General features: G+C 65.1%; 15 protein-coding genes. 5 read left to right on the top strand and 10 right to left on the bottom strand.

The features are described from left to right. Positions 1 to 690, bottom strand: coding sequence for a uracil-DNA glycosylase (locus tag A9Z00_RS09040; protein ID WP_296976113.1), 690 nt, complete (start codon positions 688 to 690; stop codon positions 1 to 3). A 185-nt stretch (positions 691 to 875) separates the two neighbouring features. Between A9Z00_RS09040 and A9Z00_RS09035 the strand changes: the two genes are divergently transcribed. Beyond that, positions 876 to 2,348 (top strand): ABC transporter substrate-binding protein, encoded by a 1,473-nt coding sequence (locus tag A9Z00_RS09035; protein WP_296976111.1) that lies wholly within the window; start codon positions 876 to 878, stop codon positions 2,346 to 2,348. Positions 2,349 to 2,666: 318 nt separating this feature from the next. Continuing rightward, the gene (locus tag A9Z00_RS09030; protein ID WP_296976108.1) at positions 2,667 to 4,229 is read left to right on the top strand and encodes an ABC transporter substrate-binding protein; all 1,563 of its coding nucleotides are present in this window, start codon (positions 2,667 to 2,669) and stop codon (positions 4,227 to 4,229) included. Between the two features lie 54 nt (positions 4,230 to 4,283). Here the strand turns inward: A9Z00_RS09030 and A9Z00_RS09025 are convergent, their stop codons facing one another. Further along, positions 4,284 to 4,535, bottom strand: coding sequence for a TipAS antibiotic-recognition domain-containing protein (locus A9Z00_RS09025; RefSeq protein ID WP_483316288.1), 252 nt, complete (start codon positions 4,533 to 4,535; stop codon positions 4,284 to 4,286). 167 nt (positions 4,536 to 4,702) lie between these two features. On the opposite strand from A9Z00_RS09025, the gene A9Z00_RS09020 reads away from it, so the two are divergent. Continuing rightward, a complete protein-coding gene (locus tag A9Z00_RS09020) occupies positions 4,703 to 5,320 on the top strand; it encodes a Myb-like DNA-binding domain-containing protein (RefSeq protein WP_296976106.1) in 618 nt (205 codons plus the stop codon). Between the two features lie 71 nt (positions 5,321 to 5,391). Here A9Z00_RS09020 and katG read toward each other — a convergent pair whose 3' ends face one another. From katG to A9Z00_RS08980, 7 genes are all read right to left on the bottom strand, one after another. Next, on the bottom strand, positions 5,392 to 7,584 hold the full coding sequence (gene katG, locus A9Z00_RS09015; RefSeq protein ID WP_296976103.1) for a catalase/peroxidase HPI: 2,193 nt from the start codon (positions 7,582 to 7,584) through the stop codon (positions 5,392 to 5,394). 479 nt (positions 7,585 to 8,063) lie between these two features. Continuing rightward, positions 8,064 to 8,456 (bottom strand): gamma-glutamylcyclotransferase family protein, encoded by a 393-nt coding sequence (locus A9Z00_RS09010; protein WP_296976100.1) that lies wholly within the window; start codon positions 8,454 to 8,456, stop codon positions 8,064 to 8,066. Between the two features lie 8 nt (positions 8,457 to 8,464). Then, entirely contained in the window at positions 8,465 to 10,591 is a 2,127-nt protein-coding gene (locus A9Z00_RS09005) for a putative bifunctional diguanylate cyclase/phosphodiesterase (RefSeq protein ID WP_296976098.1), read from the bottom strand. A 143-nt stretch (positions 10,592 to 10,734) separates the two neighbouring features. Next, entirely contained in the window at positions 10,735 to 11,499 is a 765-nt protein-coding gene (locus A9Z00_RS09000; protein ID WP_296976095.1) for a LamB/YcsF family protein, read from the bottom strand. A gap of 15 nt (positions 11,500 to 11,514) precedes the next feature. Then, positions 11,515 to 13,362 carry a 5-oxoprolinase subunit PxpB gene (gene pxpB / locus A9Z00_RS15805; protein WP_367189370.1) on the bottom strand — a complete coding sequence of 616 codons (1,848 nt, stop codon included), beginning with the start codon at positions 13,360 to 13,362 and terminating at the stop codon, positions 11,515 to 11,517. Between the two features lie 376 nt (positions 13,363 to 13,738). Then, on the bottom strand, positions 13,739 to 14,317 hold the full coding sequence (locus A9Z00_RS08985; RefSeq protein WP_296976092.1) for a hypothetical protein: 579 nt from the start codon (positions 14,315 to 14,317) through the stop codon (positions 13,739 to 13,741). 57 nt (positions 14,318 to 14,374) lie between these two features. Further along, complete coding sequence (locus A9Z00_RS08980; protein WP_296976089.1) at positions 14,375 to 15,337, bottom strand: aldolase catalytic domain-containing protein; 963 nt, start codon at positions 15,335 to 15,337, stop codon at positions 14,375 to 14,377. Positions 15,338 to 15,755: 418 nt separating this feature from the next. On the opposite strand from A9Z00_RS08980, the gene A9Z00_RS08975 reads away from it, so the two are divergent. Together A9Z00_RS08975 and A9Z00_RS08970 are read left to right on the top strand one after the other, a co-directional pair. Further along, the gene (locus A9Z00_RS08975) at positions 15,756 to 16,235 is read left to right on the top strand and encodes a glutathione peroxidase (protein WP_296976087.1); all 480 of its coding nucleotides are present in this window, start codon (positions 15,756 to 15,758) and stop codon (positions 16,233 to 16,235) included. A gap of 7 nt (positions 16,236 to 16,242) precedes the next feature. Continuing rightward, positions 16,243 to 16,986: a spermidine synthase gene (locus A9Z00_RS08970; RefSeq protein WP_296976084.1), complete on the top strand. Its 744-nt coding sequence runs from the start codon at positions 16,243 to 16,245 to the stop codon at positions 16,984 to 16,986. A 112-nt stretch (positions 16,987 to 17,098) separates the two neighbouring features. On the opposite strand, the gene A9Z00_RS08965 is transcribed toward A9Z00_RS08970, so the two are convergent. Next, positions 17,099 to 18,259 carry a phosphodiester glycosidase family protein gene (locus A9Z00_RS08965; protein ID WP_296976081.1) on the bottom strand — a complete coding sequence of 387 codons (1,161 nt, stop codon included), beginning with the start codon at positions 18,257 to 18,259 and terminating at the stop codon, positions 17,099 to 17,101. Between the last annotated feature and the right edge of the window lie 216 nt (positions 18,260 to 18,475).

Raw genomic sequence — 18,475 nt, 5'->3', positions numbered from 1 at the left:
TTACATCGCTTCTTCCGCGCGGAGCGGGAGCTGCCAGTCGATCTCGGGCAGCCCGTTCTCCCGGAGATACCGGTTCGCGCGCGAGAACGGGCGGCTCCCGAAGAAGCCGCGGTGCGCCGACAGCGGGCTCGGATGGGGCGAACGAATCAGATGGTGGCGCGGATTCGTGATGAGCTGCGCTTTGCTCTGCGCGTGGCTGCCCCACAGCAGGAACACGACCGGCTCCTTCTTCATGTTCAACGTCTCGATCACGCGGTCCGTGAACGTCTCCCAGCCCATGCCGCGGTGCGAATTGGGCTGACCTTCCCGCACCGTCAGCACGGTGTTGAGCAGCAATACGCCCCGCTTCGCCCAGGCGGCCAGACAGCCGTGATCCGGGATCGCGCAGCCGAGGTCGTCGTGCAGCTCTTTCAGGATGTTCTGCAACGACGGCGGTTGCGGCACGCCGGGCTTCACCGAGAAGCAGAGGCCATGCGCCTGACCCGGACCGTGGTAGGGGTCCTGGCCCAGGATGACCACCCTCGTGTCGGCGTAGGACGTATAGTGGAGCGCGTTGAAAATATCGTACATGTCCGGATAGATGACCCGCGTCCGGTACTCTTCGATCAGAAACCTGCGCAATTGCCGATAGTACGGCTTCGAAAATTCAGGTTCCAGATATTCCGCCCAATCGTTCCGCAAAATCGCCACGAGTCTCTCCTCCCGCTACTCATTATCCGCGCGGACGGACGTTTTGTCCACAACAGCGCTTTTTTCCACCCCGTATGAAACAAAACCGCCGGGCGATTCGTAATAAGGGAAGGTGCGCGGAACGCGAAACATGACGAGAAATCCGCGGCATACCGAAACGATTTGGACGGGAGAGAGGAAACCACATGATTCGCACTCCAAACCCGGCAGGCCATTCGGCAGAACTTCCGGCAACCGGCCCGGAAAGCGGCAAGACGGGCAATCCGGCAGGCGGCAAGACCCCGCGGCGCCTGATGTTCATCATGCTCGTCCTGGCGCTGCTCACGGCCGCGTGCAGCTCCGGCGGAAACACGGAGGAAGCGGACGGCGAACCGGTTACGCTCAAGGTCCTGTACTGGAACGACCAGTCGTTCTATTCGGAATACGGCATGCCGTATTACGCGCTGAATCCGGATGTCGAGTTCGAAGTCGTGAACACCTCGAAAATCCGGGTTTCCGAAGGCGAAAGCTATCTGGACAAACTGGACGCATTCATCCGCGAGGAACAACCGGACATTCTGGTGCTGGATTTGGAACAATACGAGAAGTTTGCCAACGACGGCCGGCTCGTGTCGTTCGAACCCTATCTGAACCGGGACAAGGTGGATCTCGACGGTTTCGTGCCGGGCCTCATCGAGCTGATGCGAAGCAAGGGCGGCGGTGAATTGTACGGCCTGACGCCGCATTTTTCGAGCCAGGCGCTCTATTACAACAAGGATCTGTTCGACCGCTACGGCATCGACTACCCGACGGACAAGATGAGCTGGGAGGACCTGTTCAACCTCGCGGCCCGTTTCCCGACGGACGGATCGGACGAAGACCGGGTCTACGGTCTCAACATCGGCTACTATACCGATCTGTTCCAGCTCGGCCAGCGGATCGGGATGTCGCTGGGGCTGCGCGAGGTCAATCCGGCCGACATGCGGGTGCTGGTCGACTCCGATTCGTGGGCGCGCGTCTACGAACTGGCGCTCGGTGCGATGCGTTCGGGCGCCCTGTACAAGATCGAATCGACCAGCTTTGAAGGCGGCTACGATGAATTTCTGCTGCGCGATCCCTTCATCAGCGGCAAAGCGGCGATGACGATCGACGGCGCGTACCTGATGCAGCAAATCCGCGAAGCGCAGGATTACATTCCCGACAAGGCCGTCAAAAACTGGGACCTGGTCACCGTGCCGGTCGATCCGGCGAATCCCGACTACACGAACGACGTCTGGTTCTACAACATTTTCGCGATCAACGCCGATTCGGCGAACCGCGACGCGGCGTGGGATTTCATCCGCTACCTCCACAGTGACGATTATGCGCGGGTCATGTCCAAAATCCTGAACGGCACGTTCCCGGTTCGCACGAAATATATCCGCGATGACGAAGGACGGAACCTGGCCGCCTTCTATCTGCTGAAGCCGGCCGACACGAACATGTACGCCCGTTACGGCGATTTGCCGGACGATTTCTTCACGCACTACTACGAGATCGGCACGGAAGAAATGCAGGCGGTGTTGGAAGACCGCAAGACCGTCGCGGAGGCGCTTGCCAGCATGCAGACCCGGCTGCAGGCTGCGCTGGACGAGGCGCTGGCGAACCGGGCCGAAGGCGCAAACGAACAAAACGAATAGCGTTCCGATCGAACAGATGCGCAATACGCGGAGGAGCTGCCCGGCCGGGGCGCTCCTCTTTTTTGTGTCCTTGCGCAAAAGGGGGATGAACCGGTTCCGGACCCTGATTGTCTATTTATTGAACGGATTCAAAGACGCGCCCGCCGCCTGCAGATCCGCCTGCAGGCGAGGGAAAGGAAGGAATTTGGACCAGTGATGTCAAATGAAACCATCGATTCCCTTCCAACGTCTATTTTCGTAGTGGCCCTGTCCCGACAGCCAACACAGTCAGCCGCGGCCCATCCGACCATTCAAACGGGGGAGATGAGATTTTTCGTCATGAATCGTTCCGCCAATCGTGCCGTCATCCGGCTGCGGCGCTGGATTGCGGCCGCGCTCGCCATGTCCCTGCTGCTCTCCGCCTGCAGCAAGGGCGGGAGCGGCAAGGAATCGGCCGGAGAACCGGCGACGATCAAGGTTTTGTACTGGAGCGACCAGTCGTTCCAAATGGAATACGGCATGCTGTTCTACGCCACGCACCCGGATATCGAGATTCAGGTGGTCAACACGAATGCCATCCAATCCGGCGAAGGCGACTACAACGAAAAACTGGATGAACTCATCCGGAAGGAAAAGCCGGACATCCTGTTGCTGTCGCAGGACCAGTACGAGAAGTACGCCGCCGACGGCCGGCTCGTGTCGCTCGAATCGTACATCACCCGGGACAAGTTCGATCTCGAGGGATTTGTCCCAGGCATGGTCGAGTTGCTGAGGGAGAAGGGCGGCGGCGAGCTGTACGGCCTTGCGCCGCGTTTCTACTCGCAGGCCGTCTACTACAACAAGGACTTGTTCGACCGGTTCGGCATCGAATATCCGACCGACCGGATGAGCTGGGAGGAACTGCTCAATCTGGCGGCGCGGTTCCCGACGGACGGCGAGGGTGAAGATCGGGTCTTCGGGCTTTATATGATGTATGCCCCCTCGGGCGTCCAACCGCTCGCCCAGCAGATCGGGCTCACCCACGGGCTCCGCGTGCTGAATCCGGCCGACAAGCGGGTGTCCCTCGACACCGATTCCTGGGCCCGCGTGTACGAAACGGCGGTGAAAGCCGTTCGATCCGGCGCGCTGTACAAGGAAGATCCCGCTTCTTTCACAGGCGAAATCGTGTATCAAGACTACCTGCTCCGGGATCCGTTCATCGGGGGCAAAGCCGCGATGGCGATCGGCCCGATGTATTTGCTCATCCAAATCCGGGAAGCCTCGGGCATGTTGCCGGACAAGGCGGTCAACAATTGGGATCTCGTCACCGTTCCGGTCGATCCCGCCAATCCCGACTATTCGCCCGACATGAACTTCTACGACGTGTTTGCGATCAACGCGGAGTCGACGAACCCCGACGCGGCCTGGAAGTTTATCCGTTACGTCCACAGCGACGAATTTGCGCGGGTCGTATCGAAATCGTTCATGGGCCAGTTCCCGACCCGCACGAAATACATCCAGGACGAGGAAGGCCGCAACCTGGCCGCCTTCTACGCCTTGAAGCCGTCGGGCGCCAATCTGTACGAAGGGGCGGACGATCTTCCCGGAGACTTCTACATGCAGTTCGACTTCATCGGGAATGAAGAGATGCAGGCCGTCCTGAACGACGAGAAGACGGTGCGGGAAGCGCTCGCCAGCATGCAGACCCGGCTGCAGGCGGTGATCGACGGGGCGGCCGAGAATCCGGCGAGCGGACCGAACGCGTTCGAATTCCCGGGATCGGGCGAAGTGTCGGAAGGGAGCGGTTCTGCGTCCGGATCGGCGGCATCGGTTCCGGAAGATGCGGAACCCGTCCCGGCGGATGCGGAATCCGTCCCGGACCGGGCGGATGCGGGCGCGGCCGGCGAAGGCTCGGCCGAATGAACCGGATGGCGCGAACGAACGAAGGCAAGGCCCGCGGGGCTTGCCTTCCCCTGTTTACGGCGCTTGCATCCGGTCCGCGTACACGGCCATCGCGTCGCGCATGAACGCCGCGAGCCCTTCGCCGAACCGGTCGATGTTCTTTTTGAACCGCGCGTCGTCCACGTATAGTTGGCCGAGCTTCCGGAACATCTCCGGCGGATAATCGCCGAACTTCCGCAGCAGCTCGTACCATTCGCCGATCGCGGCCTGAACTTCCGCGGCATCGGCCTTCACCCGCATCGCCGCGTTCAACCTCCTTTCCGCCACCCACTGTACAGGATCACGCAAGAGGGTCAAGCGGTACGGGAAACAAATGTTTTCCGTCTCCCGATCTTCTTCTACAGCCCCCCGGACGAAATTCCGAGTTTCTCAAGAATAGATTGCCCGGATTCGGCAACAATGGTTAACAGAATCGAAGGGAGTGGATGCCAGTCATGTCGGAGAGAACACGCGCAAGATGGACACCGAGCGAAGATGAGACGCTGGTCAGCGTCATCCGCCAGCACCTGGAGTCCGGTTCGTCGCTGACGGCGGCGTTCGCCGCGGCCGCGGAGCTGCTGCCCGGCCGATCGGCGGCGGCCTGCGGCTTCCGCTGGAACACCGAACTGAAGAATCATTACACGCTGCCCGTCCAGCCGCGGCGCGGCCGGCGCCAGCGCCAGCCGGCCCAGGATGCGGGTCGCGCTCCGGCGGAAAATGCGGGCGCCGCAGCCGCGAAGGGATCGGCGAAGACGACGCCGCTTCCCGCCGCGCTCTCGCAGCTGCTTGACGCCGCGCCGAAGGTGCAGGTGCTGTTCGCGAATCTGTCGCAGGAGCTGAATCAGTGCCGCGACCGGATGAAGATGATCGAGAAGGAGAACAAGGCGCTGCGCCAACGGATCGCGACGCTCGAAGCGCTCAGCGACGCGGCCGCCCAGGCCGATCTCGAGACGCTTTACCGGCTGCTGCAACGGGCAAGGCAGATGAACCTGACGTCCCATGCCCAGGAGGGCACCGTCGTCTACGAGCGGATGAACGGCATCGGCAGCGAAGTGAACACGAATATCGGATGAACCAAACGCAAACGGGAAGCGCACGCGCGCTTCCCGTTTGTGCATCTTTCGAACGATGATCGCATGTCGGATCAGTGCACCATCACCCGTTGCAGATCGTAACGGTCGGCGTTCATGACCTTCACCCAGGCCTTGATGAAGTCGCGGACGAATTTCTCCCGGTTGTCGTCCTGGGCGTACAATTCGCAGACGGCGCGCAGCTCGGAGTTGGCGCCGAACACGAGATCCACCTGCGTCGCGGTGTACAGGAGCTCGCCCGTCTTGATGTGGCGTCCTTCGTAGATGCCGTCGCCGGCCGGCGTCCACCGGATGTTCATATCCAGCAGGTTGACGAAGAAGTCGTTCGTCAGCACGCCGACGCGGTCCGTGAACACGCCGTGCTTCGTGCCGCCGTAGTTCGCGCCGAGCACGCGCATGCCGCCGACGAGCACCGTCATTTCCGGAACGGTGAGGCCCAGGAGATGCGCCTTGTCGACCAGCAGTTCCGCCGGATTGACGTCGACGCCCTTCTTCACGTAGTTGCGGAAGCCGTCGGCAAGCGGTTCAAGCACCTTGAAGCTTTCGACGTCCGTCATCTCCTGCGTCGCGTCGCCGCGTCCGGGCGCGAACGGCACCTTCACGTCGAATCCGGCGTCCCGCGCCGCCTTCTCGACCGCCGCGCTGCCGCCGAGCACGATCAGGTCGGCGATGCTGACCTTCGGATCGAGCTCCTCCCGGATCGCTTCCAGGATCCTGAGCACCTTCGCGAGCTGCTCGGGCTGGTTCACTTCCCAGTCCTTCTGCGGCGCCAGGCGGATTCTCGCGCCGTTCGCGCCGCCGCGATAGTCGGTATGCCGGAACGTGCTCGCCGACGACCACGCCGTGTAGACCAGCTCGCTGACCGTCAGGCCCGAATCGAGGATCCGCTTCTTGATGTCCTCGATCTGCTCCTCCGTAAGCGTATAGTCCACCTGCGGCACCGGATCCTGCCAGATGAAGTCCTCCTGCGGCACCTCCGGACCGAGCAGGCGCGTGCGCGGCCCCATGTCGCGGTGCGTGAGCTTGAACCACGCACGCGCGAACGCCTGCGCGAACTCTTCCGGATTCTCCATGAAGCGGCGGGAAATTTTCTCGTATTCCGGATCGTACCGGAGCGCCAGGTCCGTGGTGAACATGATCGGCTTGACCTTGATGGACGGATCTTCCGGGTCCGGCGCCATATGTTCCGGTTTCACATCGACCGGCTCCCACTGCCATGCTCCTGCCGGGCTCTTGGTGAGCTGCCATTCATAACCGAACAGGTTCTGGAAGTAGCCCATGTCCCATTTCGTCGGATTCGAAGTCCACGGGCCTTCAAGCCCGCTGGTGATCGTGTCGCGGCCCTTGCCGGAGCCGTGCGTGCTGATCCAGCCGAGGCCCATGTGTTCGACCGGCGCGGATTCCGGATCGGGGCCGACCTTCGAGGGATCGCCGGCGCCGTGCGCCTTGCCGAACGTGTGGCCGCCCGCGATGAGCGCGACGGTCTCCTCGTCGTTCATGCCCATCCGGTGGAACGTCTCGCGGATGTCGCGCGCGGCCGCAAGCGGGTCCGGCTTGCCGTTCGGACCTTCGGGGTTGACGTAGATGAGGCCCATCTGGACGGCCGCCAGCGGATTTTCGAGCTCACGGTCGCCGGAATACCGCTTGTCGTCCAGCCATTCCTTCTCCGTGCCCCAGTAGATGTCTTCCTCCGGATGCCAGACGTCGACGCGTCCGCCGCCGAAGCCGAGCACCGGTCCGCCCATCGATTCGATCGCGACGTTGCCGGCGAGGATGAACAGGTCGGCCCAGGAGATCTTGTTGCCGTATTTTTTCTTGATCGGCCACAGGAGACGGCGGGCCTTGTCCAGGTTCGCGTTGTCCGGCCAGCTGTTCAGCGGGGCGAACCGCTGGGTGCCGGTGTTGGCGCCGCCGCGGCCGTCGCCGATCCGGTAGGTGCCGGCGGAGTGCCAGGCCATGCGGATCATGAGCGGTCCGTAATGCCCGTAGTCGGCGGGCCACCAGTCCTGGCTGTCCGTCATCAGCTTGCGGAGATCTTCCTTCAGCGCCCAGTAGTCGAGCTTCGCGAATTCCTTCGCGTAGTCGAACCCTTCGTCCATCGGGTCCGATTTCCGGTCATGCTGGCGCAGGATGCTCAGGTTGAGCCGGTTCGGCCACCAGTGCTTGTTCGTGGTCGCTTCGGACTTGTGGCTCGTGACGCTCCCGTGTGGGAAGGGGCATTTGCCGGTGCTCGCGGTTGTTTCCATTTCGATCATCACTCCATATTGAAATTTAATTTCATTTGAGAATTATTCTAATTTAATTCGCTGACGGAATCAAGACCCGAGCCCGGACGGAGACGATATGCCGGCCCGGGCGCGCGAAATGCGGCCTCCGGCGGACCTGATGTGCGCGGCAATGGTGCAAGGTCATTCATCCATTGCCGGGAGGAGCGGTTTTCCTTGCCGGGAGGAACGGTCCGCCGGCCACGCGCCCGAACGCATCCCGGCCATCCCCTCGTTCGACAACGGCCGGCCTGCCCTGCGCAACGCAAACAGGCCGCCTTGCCCGCGCATGGCAAACAGTCGCTTTGCCCGCGCAGGCAAACGGCCGCCTTGCCCGCGCATGGCAAACAGTCGCTTTGCCCGCGCAGGCAAACGGCCGCCTTGCCCGCGCATGGCAAACAGTCGCTTTGCCCGCGCAGGCAAACGGCCGCCTTGCCCGCGCATGGCGGGCCCGGCGGCCGTTACCTTGCTTTGCTTCGATCGGGCCAATAGTCGACGCCCATGTACGGCAATCCCCGCGCGTCCGGCCAGACGTACACCCATCCTTCCAGCGGCTGCCCGGACGCGTCGCGGATCCAGATCCGCTCGTAGCCGTTCAACGATTCCGGGCCGATGAAATCCTCGAGCTCATCCATCACCCTCAGCGCCTCGATGCAGACCGTGAACCACATCCCCCTGACGCGGCCCGCCGCCGCGTCGCCGCTCCGCACCAGCGCGGGCCAGAGGCCGCAGTCGACAAGCCTGCCGTTCACTTCACCCGGCCGCGCATCGACCAGCCAGGGGGATGCAACGCCGTGATTGGATTCACCGGGCAGCAGGGTGCCGTAGACGAACACGCGCACGGTCCGGGTCATGTTTCCCCCTACGCCTCCAACGCCTTCGCATGCGCTTCATACCACCTGACGAACGCATCGGCGGGAACCGGCTTCGTGAAATAATAGCCCTGCGCCTCTTCGCACGATTCCGCGCGCAGAAAGCGAAGCTGCTCCTCGTTCTCCACGCCTTCGGCCGTCACGCGCAAATTCAGGTGGCGGGCCATCGCGGCAATCGTCGACACGATCGCCGCGTCGTTCCCGTCCCGCTCCAGATCCGCGACGAACGAGCGATCGATCTTCAGCTTGTCGATCGGATAGCGCTTCAGGTAGCTGAGCGAACTGTACCCGGTTCCGAAATCGTCGAGGCAAATCTGCACCCCGACTTCCTTCAGTTTCCGCAGCGTCTCGTAAGCGAATTCAACATCGGCTGTCATGCTCTCCGTAATCTCCAGTCCGACCCAGCGCGGCTCCAGGCCGGTCTCTTCGAGAATCGCGCGGATGCGATCCGCCAGATCATGCTGGTGGAACTGCCGCATGGACAGATTGACCGACACGATGAACGGGGGCAGTCCGGCGTCCTGCCAAGCCTTGTTCTGCCTGCAGGCCGTGCGGATGACCCATTCGCCGATCTCGTTGATGAGCCCGGTCTCCTCCGCGATCGGCACGAACTGGCTGGGCGGAATGGTGCCCCGCTCGGGATGCTTCCAGCGCAGCAGCGCCTCGACGCCGGTGACGCGGCCGGTGCGCAGATCGACGAGCGGCTGATAGACCAGATGGAACTGGTTCTCCTCCAGCGCGCGCCGCAGATCGTTCTCCAGTTCCAGCCGCTCGCGAGCCTTGTCGCTCATCCGGGGATCGTACAGGCGGTATGTGTTCCGTTCCGCCTTCGCGCTGTAGAGCGCGGCGTCCGCCTGCGTGAGCAGGATCTCCGGCGTGTTGCCGGGCTCCGGACCGATCGCGATGCCGATGCTGACCGTGATATGATAGCCGGTGCCGTCGAACCGGAGCGGCGCTTCGAATTCCTTCTGCAGCCGTGCCGCCGCCTCCTCCGCTTCCCCGACCGACTCCAGGCCCGGCAGCAGCACCGTAAACTCGTCGCCTCCCATCCGGTAGACATGCGTCGAAGGCGCGATCGCCTGCCTCAGGCGGTTCGCCGCGGCGATCAGCAGCTGATCTCCGCAGGTGTGTCCCAGCGTGTCGTTGATTGTCTTGAACCGGTCCAGGTCGAACAGCAGGACGGCGAGCACGGTGCCGGAACGCCTCGCGCGGTTCAGCTCCGCCTCCAGGCGCTCCATCAGCAGCCGGCGGTTGCCGAGGCCGGTCAATTCGTCATGGTACGCCAGATACTGGATCTGGGCTTCCGCCCGCTTCTGCTGCCGCATCGGACCTTCGATCGTGATCAGATAGATGCCCTGCATCAGGAAGAAATAGCCGCCCGCCTTGTACAGCTGCGCGAGCAGCATGTCCGCGTCCAGCGTTGCATCGACGAACAGCATCTGCAGATTCGCGAACCAGAGCAGGCATATCGCCTGCACGACCTTCAGCAGCATTTGCGGCCGCGTGATCCGGTTCCGGTACAGGATCATCGCGCCGGCGGTCGCATAGCCGCCGAGGATGAGCACGATGGCCGCGATGCGCAGCGCGTTCAGCTTCTGTCCCGAGAAGAGCTCCGGGCCTTGATACAGCGCCATGAGCCCGATGATCGACACGAACGCGATGCCGCAGAGGGGCGACATCCACAATAGCCGCCTGCGCTCGCCGCCGTGCGCCTTGCCGTCCGACTGGCTGAGCAGCATGAGCAATCCGGCCGCGCCGATGATCTGCGCGGCCGCGCCGTAAATCATCGTCAGCGAAGTGTCACCGAGCTCGCGATGGAACGGCTGACCGTAAAACGTGATCGCATGTGCCAGCTCCAGCATGCCGACGATCGTGAACAGGCTGGCCGAATGTAGCCGGATCCGCGTCAGCTGCCGGACGAAAAACGCCCAGCCGAGCAGCACCATCCCGAAACAGAACGCCACGATCGCATATCCGAGCAATGTCGAGATGAACAGCACATCCAGCGATCCCGCCCATTTGTCGATGCGGCCGTGGAACAGCCGCATGACCGCAAACGCGATCAGCGCCAGGCCGATCACCTGTATGGTCTGTTTCTCCGCCTTGTTAACCGACATTGCTCCGCCCCCGTGCCTGCACCTTCAACATTTCGAATATCCTCGCGTTTTTTCGCGTTCTTCAATAACATTTCCACGCGCATTCTGCAGATTCCTGCCGGTTATGCAACTTTTGCATGAACTGGCAGGGTCCTCCCGGTTTTTTAATTTGGTGCAAACGGGGAAACGATTCGCCATCCTTCCCGCTCGAGGGCCCGCCTGACCGCGGCCGCGATCTCCGGTGCCCGCGGGCTGTCGCCGTGGATGCAGATCGTGCCGGCCCGGACCTCCGCCGTGCCGCCGTCCGCCGTCCGCACGACGCCGCAGGCGGCTATGGCGAGCGCCTGCTCCGCCGCTTCTTCCGGCCGTTCCAGCACCGCGCCGTCGGCGCCGCGCGGCAGCAGACGTCCGTCTGCGCCGTATCGCCGGTCGGCGAACGCCTCGACCGCGTACCCGAGGCCGGCCGCTTCGGCCGAGCGCGCCAGCAGCCCTCCTGGCGGCACGAACAGGCCGAGGGACGGATCGAACCTGCGGACGGCCCCGACAATCGCGTCGGCCAGTTCCTCCGACCGGTCCGCCATGTGATACAGCGCGCCGTGCAGCTTGACGTGCCGGATCCGGCCGCCCGCGGCGCGGACGAACGCGTAGAGGGAGCCGAGCTGGTACAGCAGATCATCGGCGGCCTCGCGCGGCGAGATCGCCATTGCCCGCCGTCCGAATCCGGCGCGGTCCGGAAGTCCCGGATGCGCGCCGATCGCGACGCCGTGTTCCATGCACAGCTCCACCGTCTCACGCATCGTGCGCGGATCGCCGGCGTGGAAACCGCACGCAATGTTCGCCGACGACAGGAACGGAATCAGCTCGCGGTCCCGGCCGATCCCTTCGCCGACATCACCGTTCAGATCAATGGTTCTCTCCCGTGTCGTCATGGACGTCGCCTCCCGTCAGATTGAGCGGGCCGGAAGCCGGCAGCGCAGACCGGCGGCAAGCAGCCGCAGCTCCTTCTCCCGCCTGAGCAGCAGCCGGTGCGCCTCATCCAGCCCGATCGGGCGGAAGCGCACCCGGTCGCCGGGGCGGATCTGGGCGAGCAGCGGCAGGTCGACGGCCGCCACGTGGGCGATGACCGGATAGCCGCCGGTCGTCTGGCAGTCGGCGCCGAGCACGATCGGCTGTCCGCCGGCCGGAACCTGCACGGTGCCCGGCAGCACGCCGCGCGAGCACATCTCCGTGCGCACGTTCAGCTCGAGCGGCAGTCCGGCAAGCCGCACGCCCATCCGGTCCGAATCGGGAGCCGCCCGGTACGGCTCCCGGAAGAACCGCTCGCGGGCCTCCTCCGTAAACGCATCGATGTCGGCGGACGGCACGGCGCGCAGCACGACGCCGTCCGCCGCATTCCGCGCGCCGCCCTCCGGGACGAAGCCGTCCGGCGACGCGCACCATCCGGGCGCCGCCCAGCGGCGACCGGACGCGGCGGCTTCCGCCGCGAGCGCCGCCGCCCAGGCGGCCGCCCACGCCGAGGGATCGCCCGCGGGCAGCGCGTCTCCGGCCCGCAGGGGCCGGCCGTCCGCGCCGCCGAAGCCGGCGCGGATGTCGGTGCCGCGCCCGCCGAGCATCGGCGGCACATCGATGCCGCCGGCGACCGCGAGATACGCGCGGCACCCCCGCGCGGCACGGCCGAAGCGGATCACCGTGCCGCGCCGCACCCACACCGGGCGACACGCGGGCAGCCGCTTGCCGTCCACGGTCGGCTCCATCCCGGCGCCCGCCACCGCGATGAGCAGATCATCCGTCGCTTCCAGCTCGGCGCCCGCCAGCGTCATCTCCAGCGCGGCGGCCCGTTCGGGGTTCCCGACGAGCAGATTCGCGATCCGGAGCGCGACCTCGTCCATCGCGCCGCCCGCGCTGACGCCGATCGCGCGGTATCCGGGCCGGCCGCCGTCCTGCACCGTCGTCAGCAACCCGGGCGACCGGACGATGAGCCCCGTCCGCGGCGCTTTCCCTCGGACGACTCCCTCGCCGGTCGCATTCGCCCGGCCCCCGCCTTCGCCATCCGCCGCATCAAGCCCTGCAACGCCGGCTGCGCCGCCCGGAACGGCTGACGACCGCGCGCCGTCGTCGTTCCCGACGGGTACGAACCGGACGATGTCACCGGCGCGAAGCAGCGACGGCTCGGCGGCATGCGGATCGAACAGCCTGCGATCGGTACGGCCGATGATCTGCCACCCGCCCGGCGAATCGAACGGGTACACGCCGGTCTGCACGCCCGCGATGCCGACCGACCCGGCCGGCACCCGCCGCCTCGGCGCTGCGAGGCGCGGCTGCGCAAGCCGCTCCGGCAATCCGCTCAGATACGGAAATCCCGGCAGGAATCCGATCATCGCGACCGTATATTGCGCAGACGCATGCGCTTCGATGAATTCCCGCGGATCCATGCCGGCCCGCGCCGCGCAGGCTTCCAGATCCGGGCCGTACTCCCCGCCGTAGCGCACCGGAATCTCGACCACGCGCGGCCTCGCCTCCGCGCCCGCGTCGCCGCTTGCGGCCGCGCGCCGCAGCGCCGCTTCCACGCGCTGCCACACCGCCGGTCCGCCGCCTTCCATCGGCGCCTGCTCCGCCGCGGCCGCGGGGTCATAGACCACCGTCACCGTGTCGTAGGCGGGCACGATGTCGACGACCCACGGCAGCTTTGCCGCCGCGATCCGGGCCGCGCACGACGCCGGATCAGGCGCTTCGTCCGCGCCGCCCTCCCACACGGCCACGGCCGCCCGGTCCCCGGCAGGCACCCACCGCATCACGCTCTCCACCCCGCTCCCGCATTGGTCTCCGAAACGTCCCTTGCCCGGCGGATCACCGATGCATCCAACCGTTCGGCACACACAGCCTTTGCCCCGCGCAGGCCCCGCGTCGCGCAAGGCCGGTGCCACCGCCGCTTCCGATCCGTGAACCGCACGGAGCATCCGCACTCCGCGCGCATGCACACTTTAAAGTTTCCTCCATTTTCATCCTTCTGTCCATACGCTGCGGCCTGCATGAAGCCGCATGCCGTTCCGCGACGCGGCACAGGCATCGCGCGCGCCGGACCTTCGCTGCCTGACCGCTTTAACCGCTTTGCTCCGGGCATCTCAACGACAAAACGGCTCCGCGGGAATTCCGCCCGCGAAGCCGTCCTTATCCGATGCGCTCCAGGCAATACGCCGACAACACCGACAGCTCCAGATGCTGCAGTTCCTCCAACAGGGCGCCGGCCGCTTCGCTCCCCCGGCCTTCCGCCTGCGCCTCCACGGCGTCGACGAACAGGAACGGATCCCACGCGCCGGCGGCCGCCAGTCGCAGGATCAGCCGGTCCGCTTCCGAAGCCCCTGGCCCGTCTCCGGCCCGGAACGCCGCCAGCTTTTCGCCGGCCGCGTCCCACAGCCGTTCCATTGCCGGATGCCGGCCGACCCTCCGGAACCAATACTTCGCATTCCAGTAGTCGCCCTCCATCCGGTGCATGATGCCGTGCCAGTAGCTGCCCGTCGCGTTCGCGATGCCTTGGGAAATCGCATGCGAACGGTCGAGATTGCCGTTCCACAGGATGAGCCCCGAGACGACCGCCCGCGCGTCCGGATCATCGCCTGCTTCCTCGAGCAGCCTGCCGATCGCCTCGTCCGCTTCCCGGTCCACGGGCCCCGCGGGCCGCAGCGGCAGCAGCGGTCTGCGCGCTTCAAGCTTGCTCCGCCATTCCGCGGCTTTCGCTTTCAGGCTCATGCCGAACACCACCTCCGGCGAACTTCTCCCGTCCCGTGCGTTCCGTCGAGCCGGCCTTCAGCTCCGCACCGCCGCCTCCGGCGTCATCATCCGGTCGTAGAAATCGACGACCATGTCCTTGTCCGGCGAATTGCGCAGCGCCATCGCCGAACGCGGGTGCTCGTCGAGCAGGCCGGTGATCATGTACGGAATGATGTAGCCCCACTCCTCCTTTTCCCGGAGCGGGATCATGTGCTTCTCGATCATCTGCAGCACCGGGCGCACTTCGTACTTCGGATTTTGCAGCTTCGAGACGAGCAGCTCGGTCGGACAATTGCCCGCCGCGCGCCCCATGCCGTAGACGGACGCGTCCAGCAGTTCCACCCCTTTGCCGGCCGCAAGCAGCGTGTTCGCGAACGCGAGCTGCAGGTTGTTGTGCATGTGGGCGCCGAGCCGCTTGTGCGGCAGATGTTTCTGGAACAGGTCGACCAGGAAGTTCACGTCGTCGGGCAGCAGGCTGCCGTACGAATCGACGATGTAGACGATGTCGACCGGGCTGTCCGCGATCATCCTGAACGCCTCGACGAGCTGGTTCTCGAGCACGTTTGAAAGCGCCATGATGTTCAGCGTCGTCTCGTAGCCCCGCTTGTGGAACACTTCGACCAGTCGGAGCGCCTTGTCCACGTCCTGGATGTAGCAGGCGACGCGGATCAGGTCAAGCAGGCTTTCCTCGCGCGGCAGGATATCGTTTTCGTCCACGCGGCCGACATCGCACAGCGCGGACAGCTTCGTCTCGCCCTTCTGCGGTATGACCTCGCGCAGGAAGCGGTCGTCGAGGAACCGCCACGGCCCCGCCGAATCGGCGCCTTTGAGCAGGTTCGGCGAATTCTTGTATCCGATCTCCATATAGTCGACGCCGGCTTCGTTCAGCCAGCGGTACAGGTCCCGGACAAACTCGACGCTGAAATCCCAGTTGTTCACGAGTCCGCCGTCACGGATCGTGCAGTCGAGAATCTTGCAGTGGCTGGTGTCGGTCCTCATGGGCATCGTGCATCTCCTTCGCGTTACGATCTATATTTCCTCATCTTAAGACAAAACCGGCCGTAACGCAAAACTTTTTTCAAAAAAAAAGATGCCGTCCGCGAACCCGTCCGCAAAAAATGATACGCCCGTGGACGCTCCCGCATGATCCGCGCTCCCGGATCGTTTTTCCGCCGCCTCCTGCGTTACCCGCTTGTCCGGTCCCGCCGGCATCCGTCGTCCGCGTTCCGCACAGCCCGTGCGGCGCCCGCCTCCCCGGCATGAAAACCGCGGCCGCCAAACCGGAAAACAGCGGCGCCGCCGGGAGCGTCCTGGCTGCCCGGGATTCCCGTCGGCGCGCGGCGGAGGTGATCCGTTGACGGCCCGTCTTCCCACGGCTACAATCATAGCCAAATCCAGCCGGAAGGAAAGGTGACGCATGTCGGACATCTACGACATCGAGGTCGTGACGATTGACGGCCGCCGCATCACCCTGTCGGCATTCAAGGGCAAGGTGATGCTCATCGTCAACACCGCCAGCAGGTGCGGATTCACGCCGCAATACGCCGGATTGGAAGCGCTGTACCGAAAATACCGGGACCGGGGACTGGTCGTGCTCGGCTTCCCTTGCAACCAGTTCGCCGGTCAGGAGCCGGGGAGCGAGGCCGAGATCGCGTCGTTCTGCTCGCTCCGCTACGGCGTCACGTTTCCGATGTTCGCCAAGATCGACGTGAACGGCCCGAACCGGCATCCGCTGTACCGGTACCTCATCAGCCGCAAGCCCGGCCTGCTCGGCTCGGGAAGCATCAAATGGAATTTCACGAAGTTCCTCGTCGACCGCGAAGGCCGCGTCGTCAAACGGTTCGGACCGGCGGTGAAGCCGGAGAAAATCGAGGCGGACATCCTCGGGCTGCTGTGATCGCCGCATGCACGTGATCGCACGCGAGAAGACGCCCTGGAACGACATCACCGTCTATGAGACCGGCGCGCTGTTCGGCATGACGGGACGGTTCCGGTGCCTCCAATTCGCCGACGGGGCGGTGCAGGGGGCGATCGACCTGAAAGATCCCGGCCGCGTCGTGCTCGAATACCCCCGGGCGATCCTCCACCTGCTCGGGCGGAACGCGCCGGGCTTCGAGCGGGCGTTCATGATCGGCCACGGGATCGGCACGATCCCGTCGCAATACCCCGCACGGACGTTCACCGTCGCCGAGATCGACGGGCGGGTCGCCGCGATCAGCAGGGAATATTTCGGCTACCCGTGGGACAACATCGCGATCGGCGACGGCCGCGCGCTGCTGGAAGCCGAGCCGCCGGCTTCGCTCGACGCCGTCCTGATCGACGCGTTCACGAAGGACGGCACGCCCGTCCACCTGACGACGCTCGAATGCTTCGAGGCGGCCGCGGCCAGGATGCGCGGCCCGGGTCTTCTGATTCTCAACCTGACCGGCCGCGCGCGCGGCGACCGCCGGATCGCATCCGTCCACGCGGCGCTGGCCCTGGCGTTCCGGCACACCGCCGCCTTCTTCCTGCCGGCGTCGCCCGGCCGGGGCTACGGGAACGTGCTGCTGGCGGCCGGCGGCCGGCCGATCGCGTTCGCTCCGGAGGGCATGGCAGGGTTCCGCCCGTTCGTCCCGGAGCCGGGATACGCCATGCGGGACCGCGCCTGAATGCCGGGCCGGCGCCGGCCAGGATGCGCGGAGCCGGCAGCCGGCGAAACCCCGCCCGGTCCAGGATGCCGTGGACGCCGGCCCCGCTCCGTCCGAAAGCCCGTGCCGCCGCTCACGGCTCCAGCTTCACGATGAGCGCGTTGCTGAGCAGCCGTCCCGGTTTGGTCAAATATCGGCCGTTGTAATACAGGCCGCTCGATGCGCCGCCGTCGAGGTTCATCGCCTGCCAGGCGCCCGCCTGCAGCATGATCTCCGCGAGCTCCGGAATCGTCGCGGCCGGAACCGTGACGAGGATCAGCCGGTGGTCGCGCGTGATGCCGAGGGCGCTGCGCGCGCCGCTCATCGACAGAATCTTCGGATCCGTGAATCCTTCCCCCTCGACGTCCAGGTCCACCCGGCCGTTCCGCACGAGGCGCGGCCCCGCCTGCACCGCGCCGTCGATGCCCCCGGCCCTGATGAGATCCGGCATGTCGAGACCTTCCGCAATTTCGGCCAGATGGTTGCGGTCATAGATGAAGGTGGCGCGGCGGAACGTATCCCCGCGGCTCAGCACTTCGCCGTCGTTGAGCAGCCACCCGTACGGCTTCTTGTAATCCGATTCGGTATAGGCGTCAAAGAACGCCCCGTTGATCGCGACCGCCGCGCCGTGGCGCTCCGCCATCGCGCCCAATTCCTCCGTCCGGCCGACCTCATCCTTCGCCACCACGACGTCAAGTTCGACGCGCGGATCCATGAGCGAGATCGTGATCATCTGCGCCTTGACGCGCCTGCCGTCCACTTGGAACTCGCGCGTCTCGTGGACGACCGGCGGGGCGTCCTTCCGGATCGAGCCGACCGGAACGGCCGGCAGACGCATTTCTCCGTCCCCGCGCACGGCGCGCACCGCGCCCGCATCCTGCCGCCACTCGATCTCGAGTCCCAGCGCCCGGCCCGCGAACCGGAGCGGCACGTAGGTCACGCCGTCCCGCACGAACGGCGGCGCGTCGAGCGGCACCGCCCTGCCGTCGACGACCGCCTCGGTGCGGCCGACATGGAGCACGATCTCGCCTCCGTCCTTGCGCAGGACGACCCGCTGCTCCTCCGGATGCCACGAGACCGACGCGCCGGCGTACTCGCCGAGCAGCCGGAGCGGAACGTACGTCCTGCCGTCATCCAGATACGCGAACGACTTCGGCCCGGCGTTGACGGGCGCCGCCGGCGCGGCCAGCAGCGACAATCCCGCGATCGCCGCCATGATCCGAATGCGCCATCCCTTGTCCGATCGCTTCAACATCGCTCCACTCCTTTTTTCCTGATTTATTGCAAAAAAATCCCTTGCCACTTTATCGGCATCCACCCCCGCCCGTTTGAGAAAACCGGCACCGGTCCCGGTCTTCCGATCCGTCTCCCGGGCGCCGGCGCTTGGCAACCGCAAGATCCGCATCCGGTCCGATAACCGCAAGCCCCGTATCCGGTCCGATGGCCGGGAAACAGACGGGGCCGTCCGAAA

This window comes from Thermobacillus sp. ZCTH02-B1, from assembly GCF_002159085.1.
Lineage (GTDB): Bacteria > Bacillota > Bacilli > Paenibacillales > Paenibacillaceae > Thermobacillus.
The sequence above is the reverse complement of the archived record's forward strand: the minus strand, read 5'-3'. Positions and strand labels throughout refer to the sequence as shown.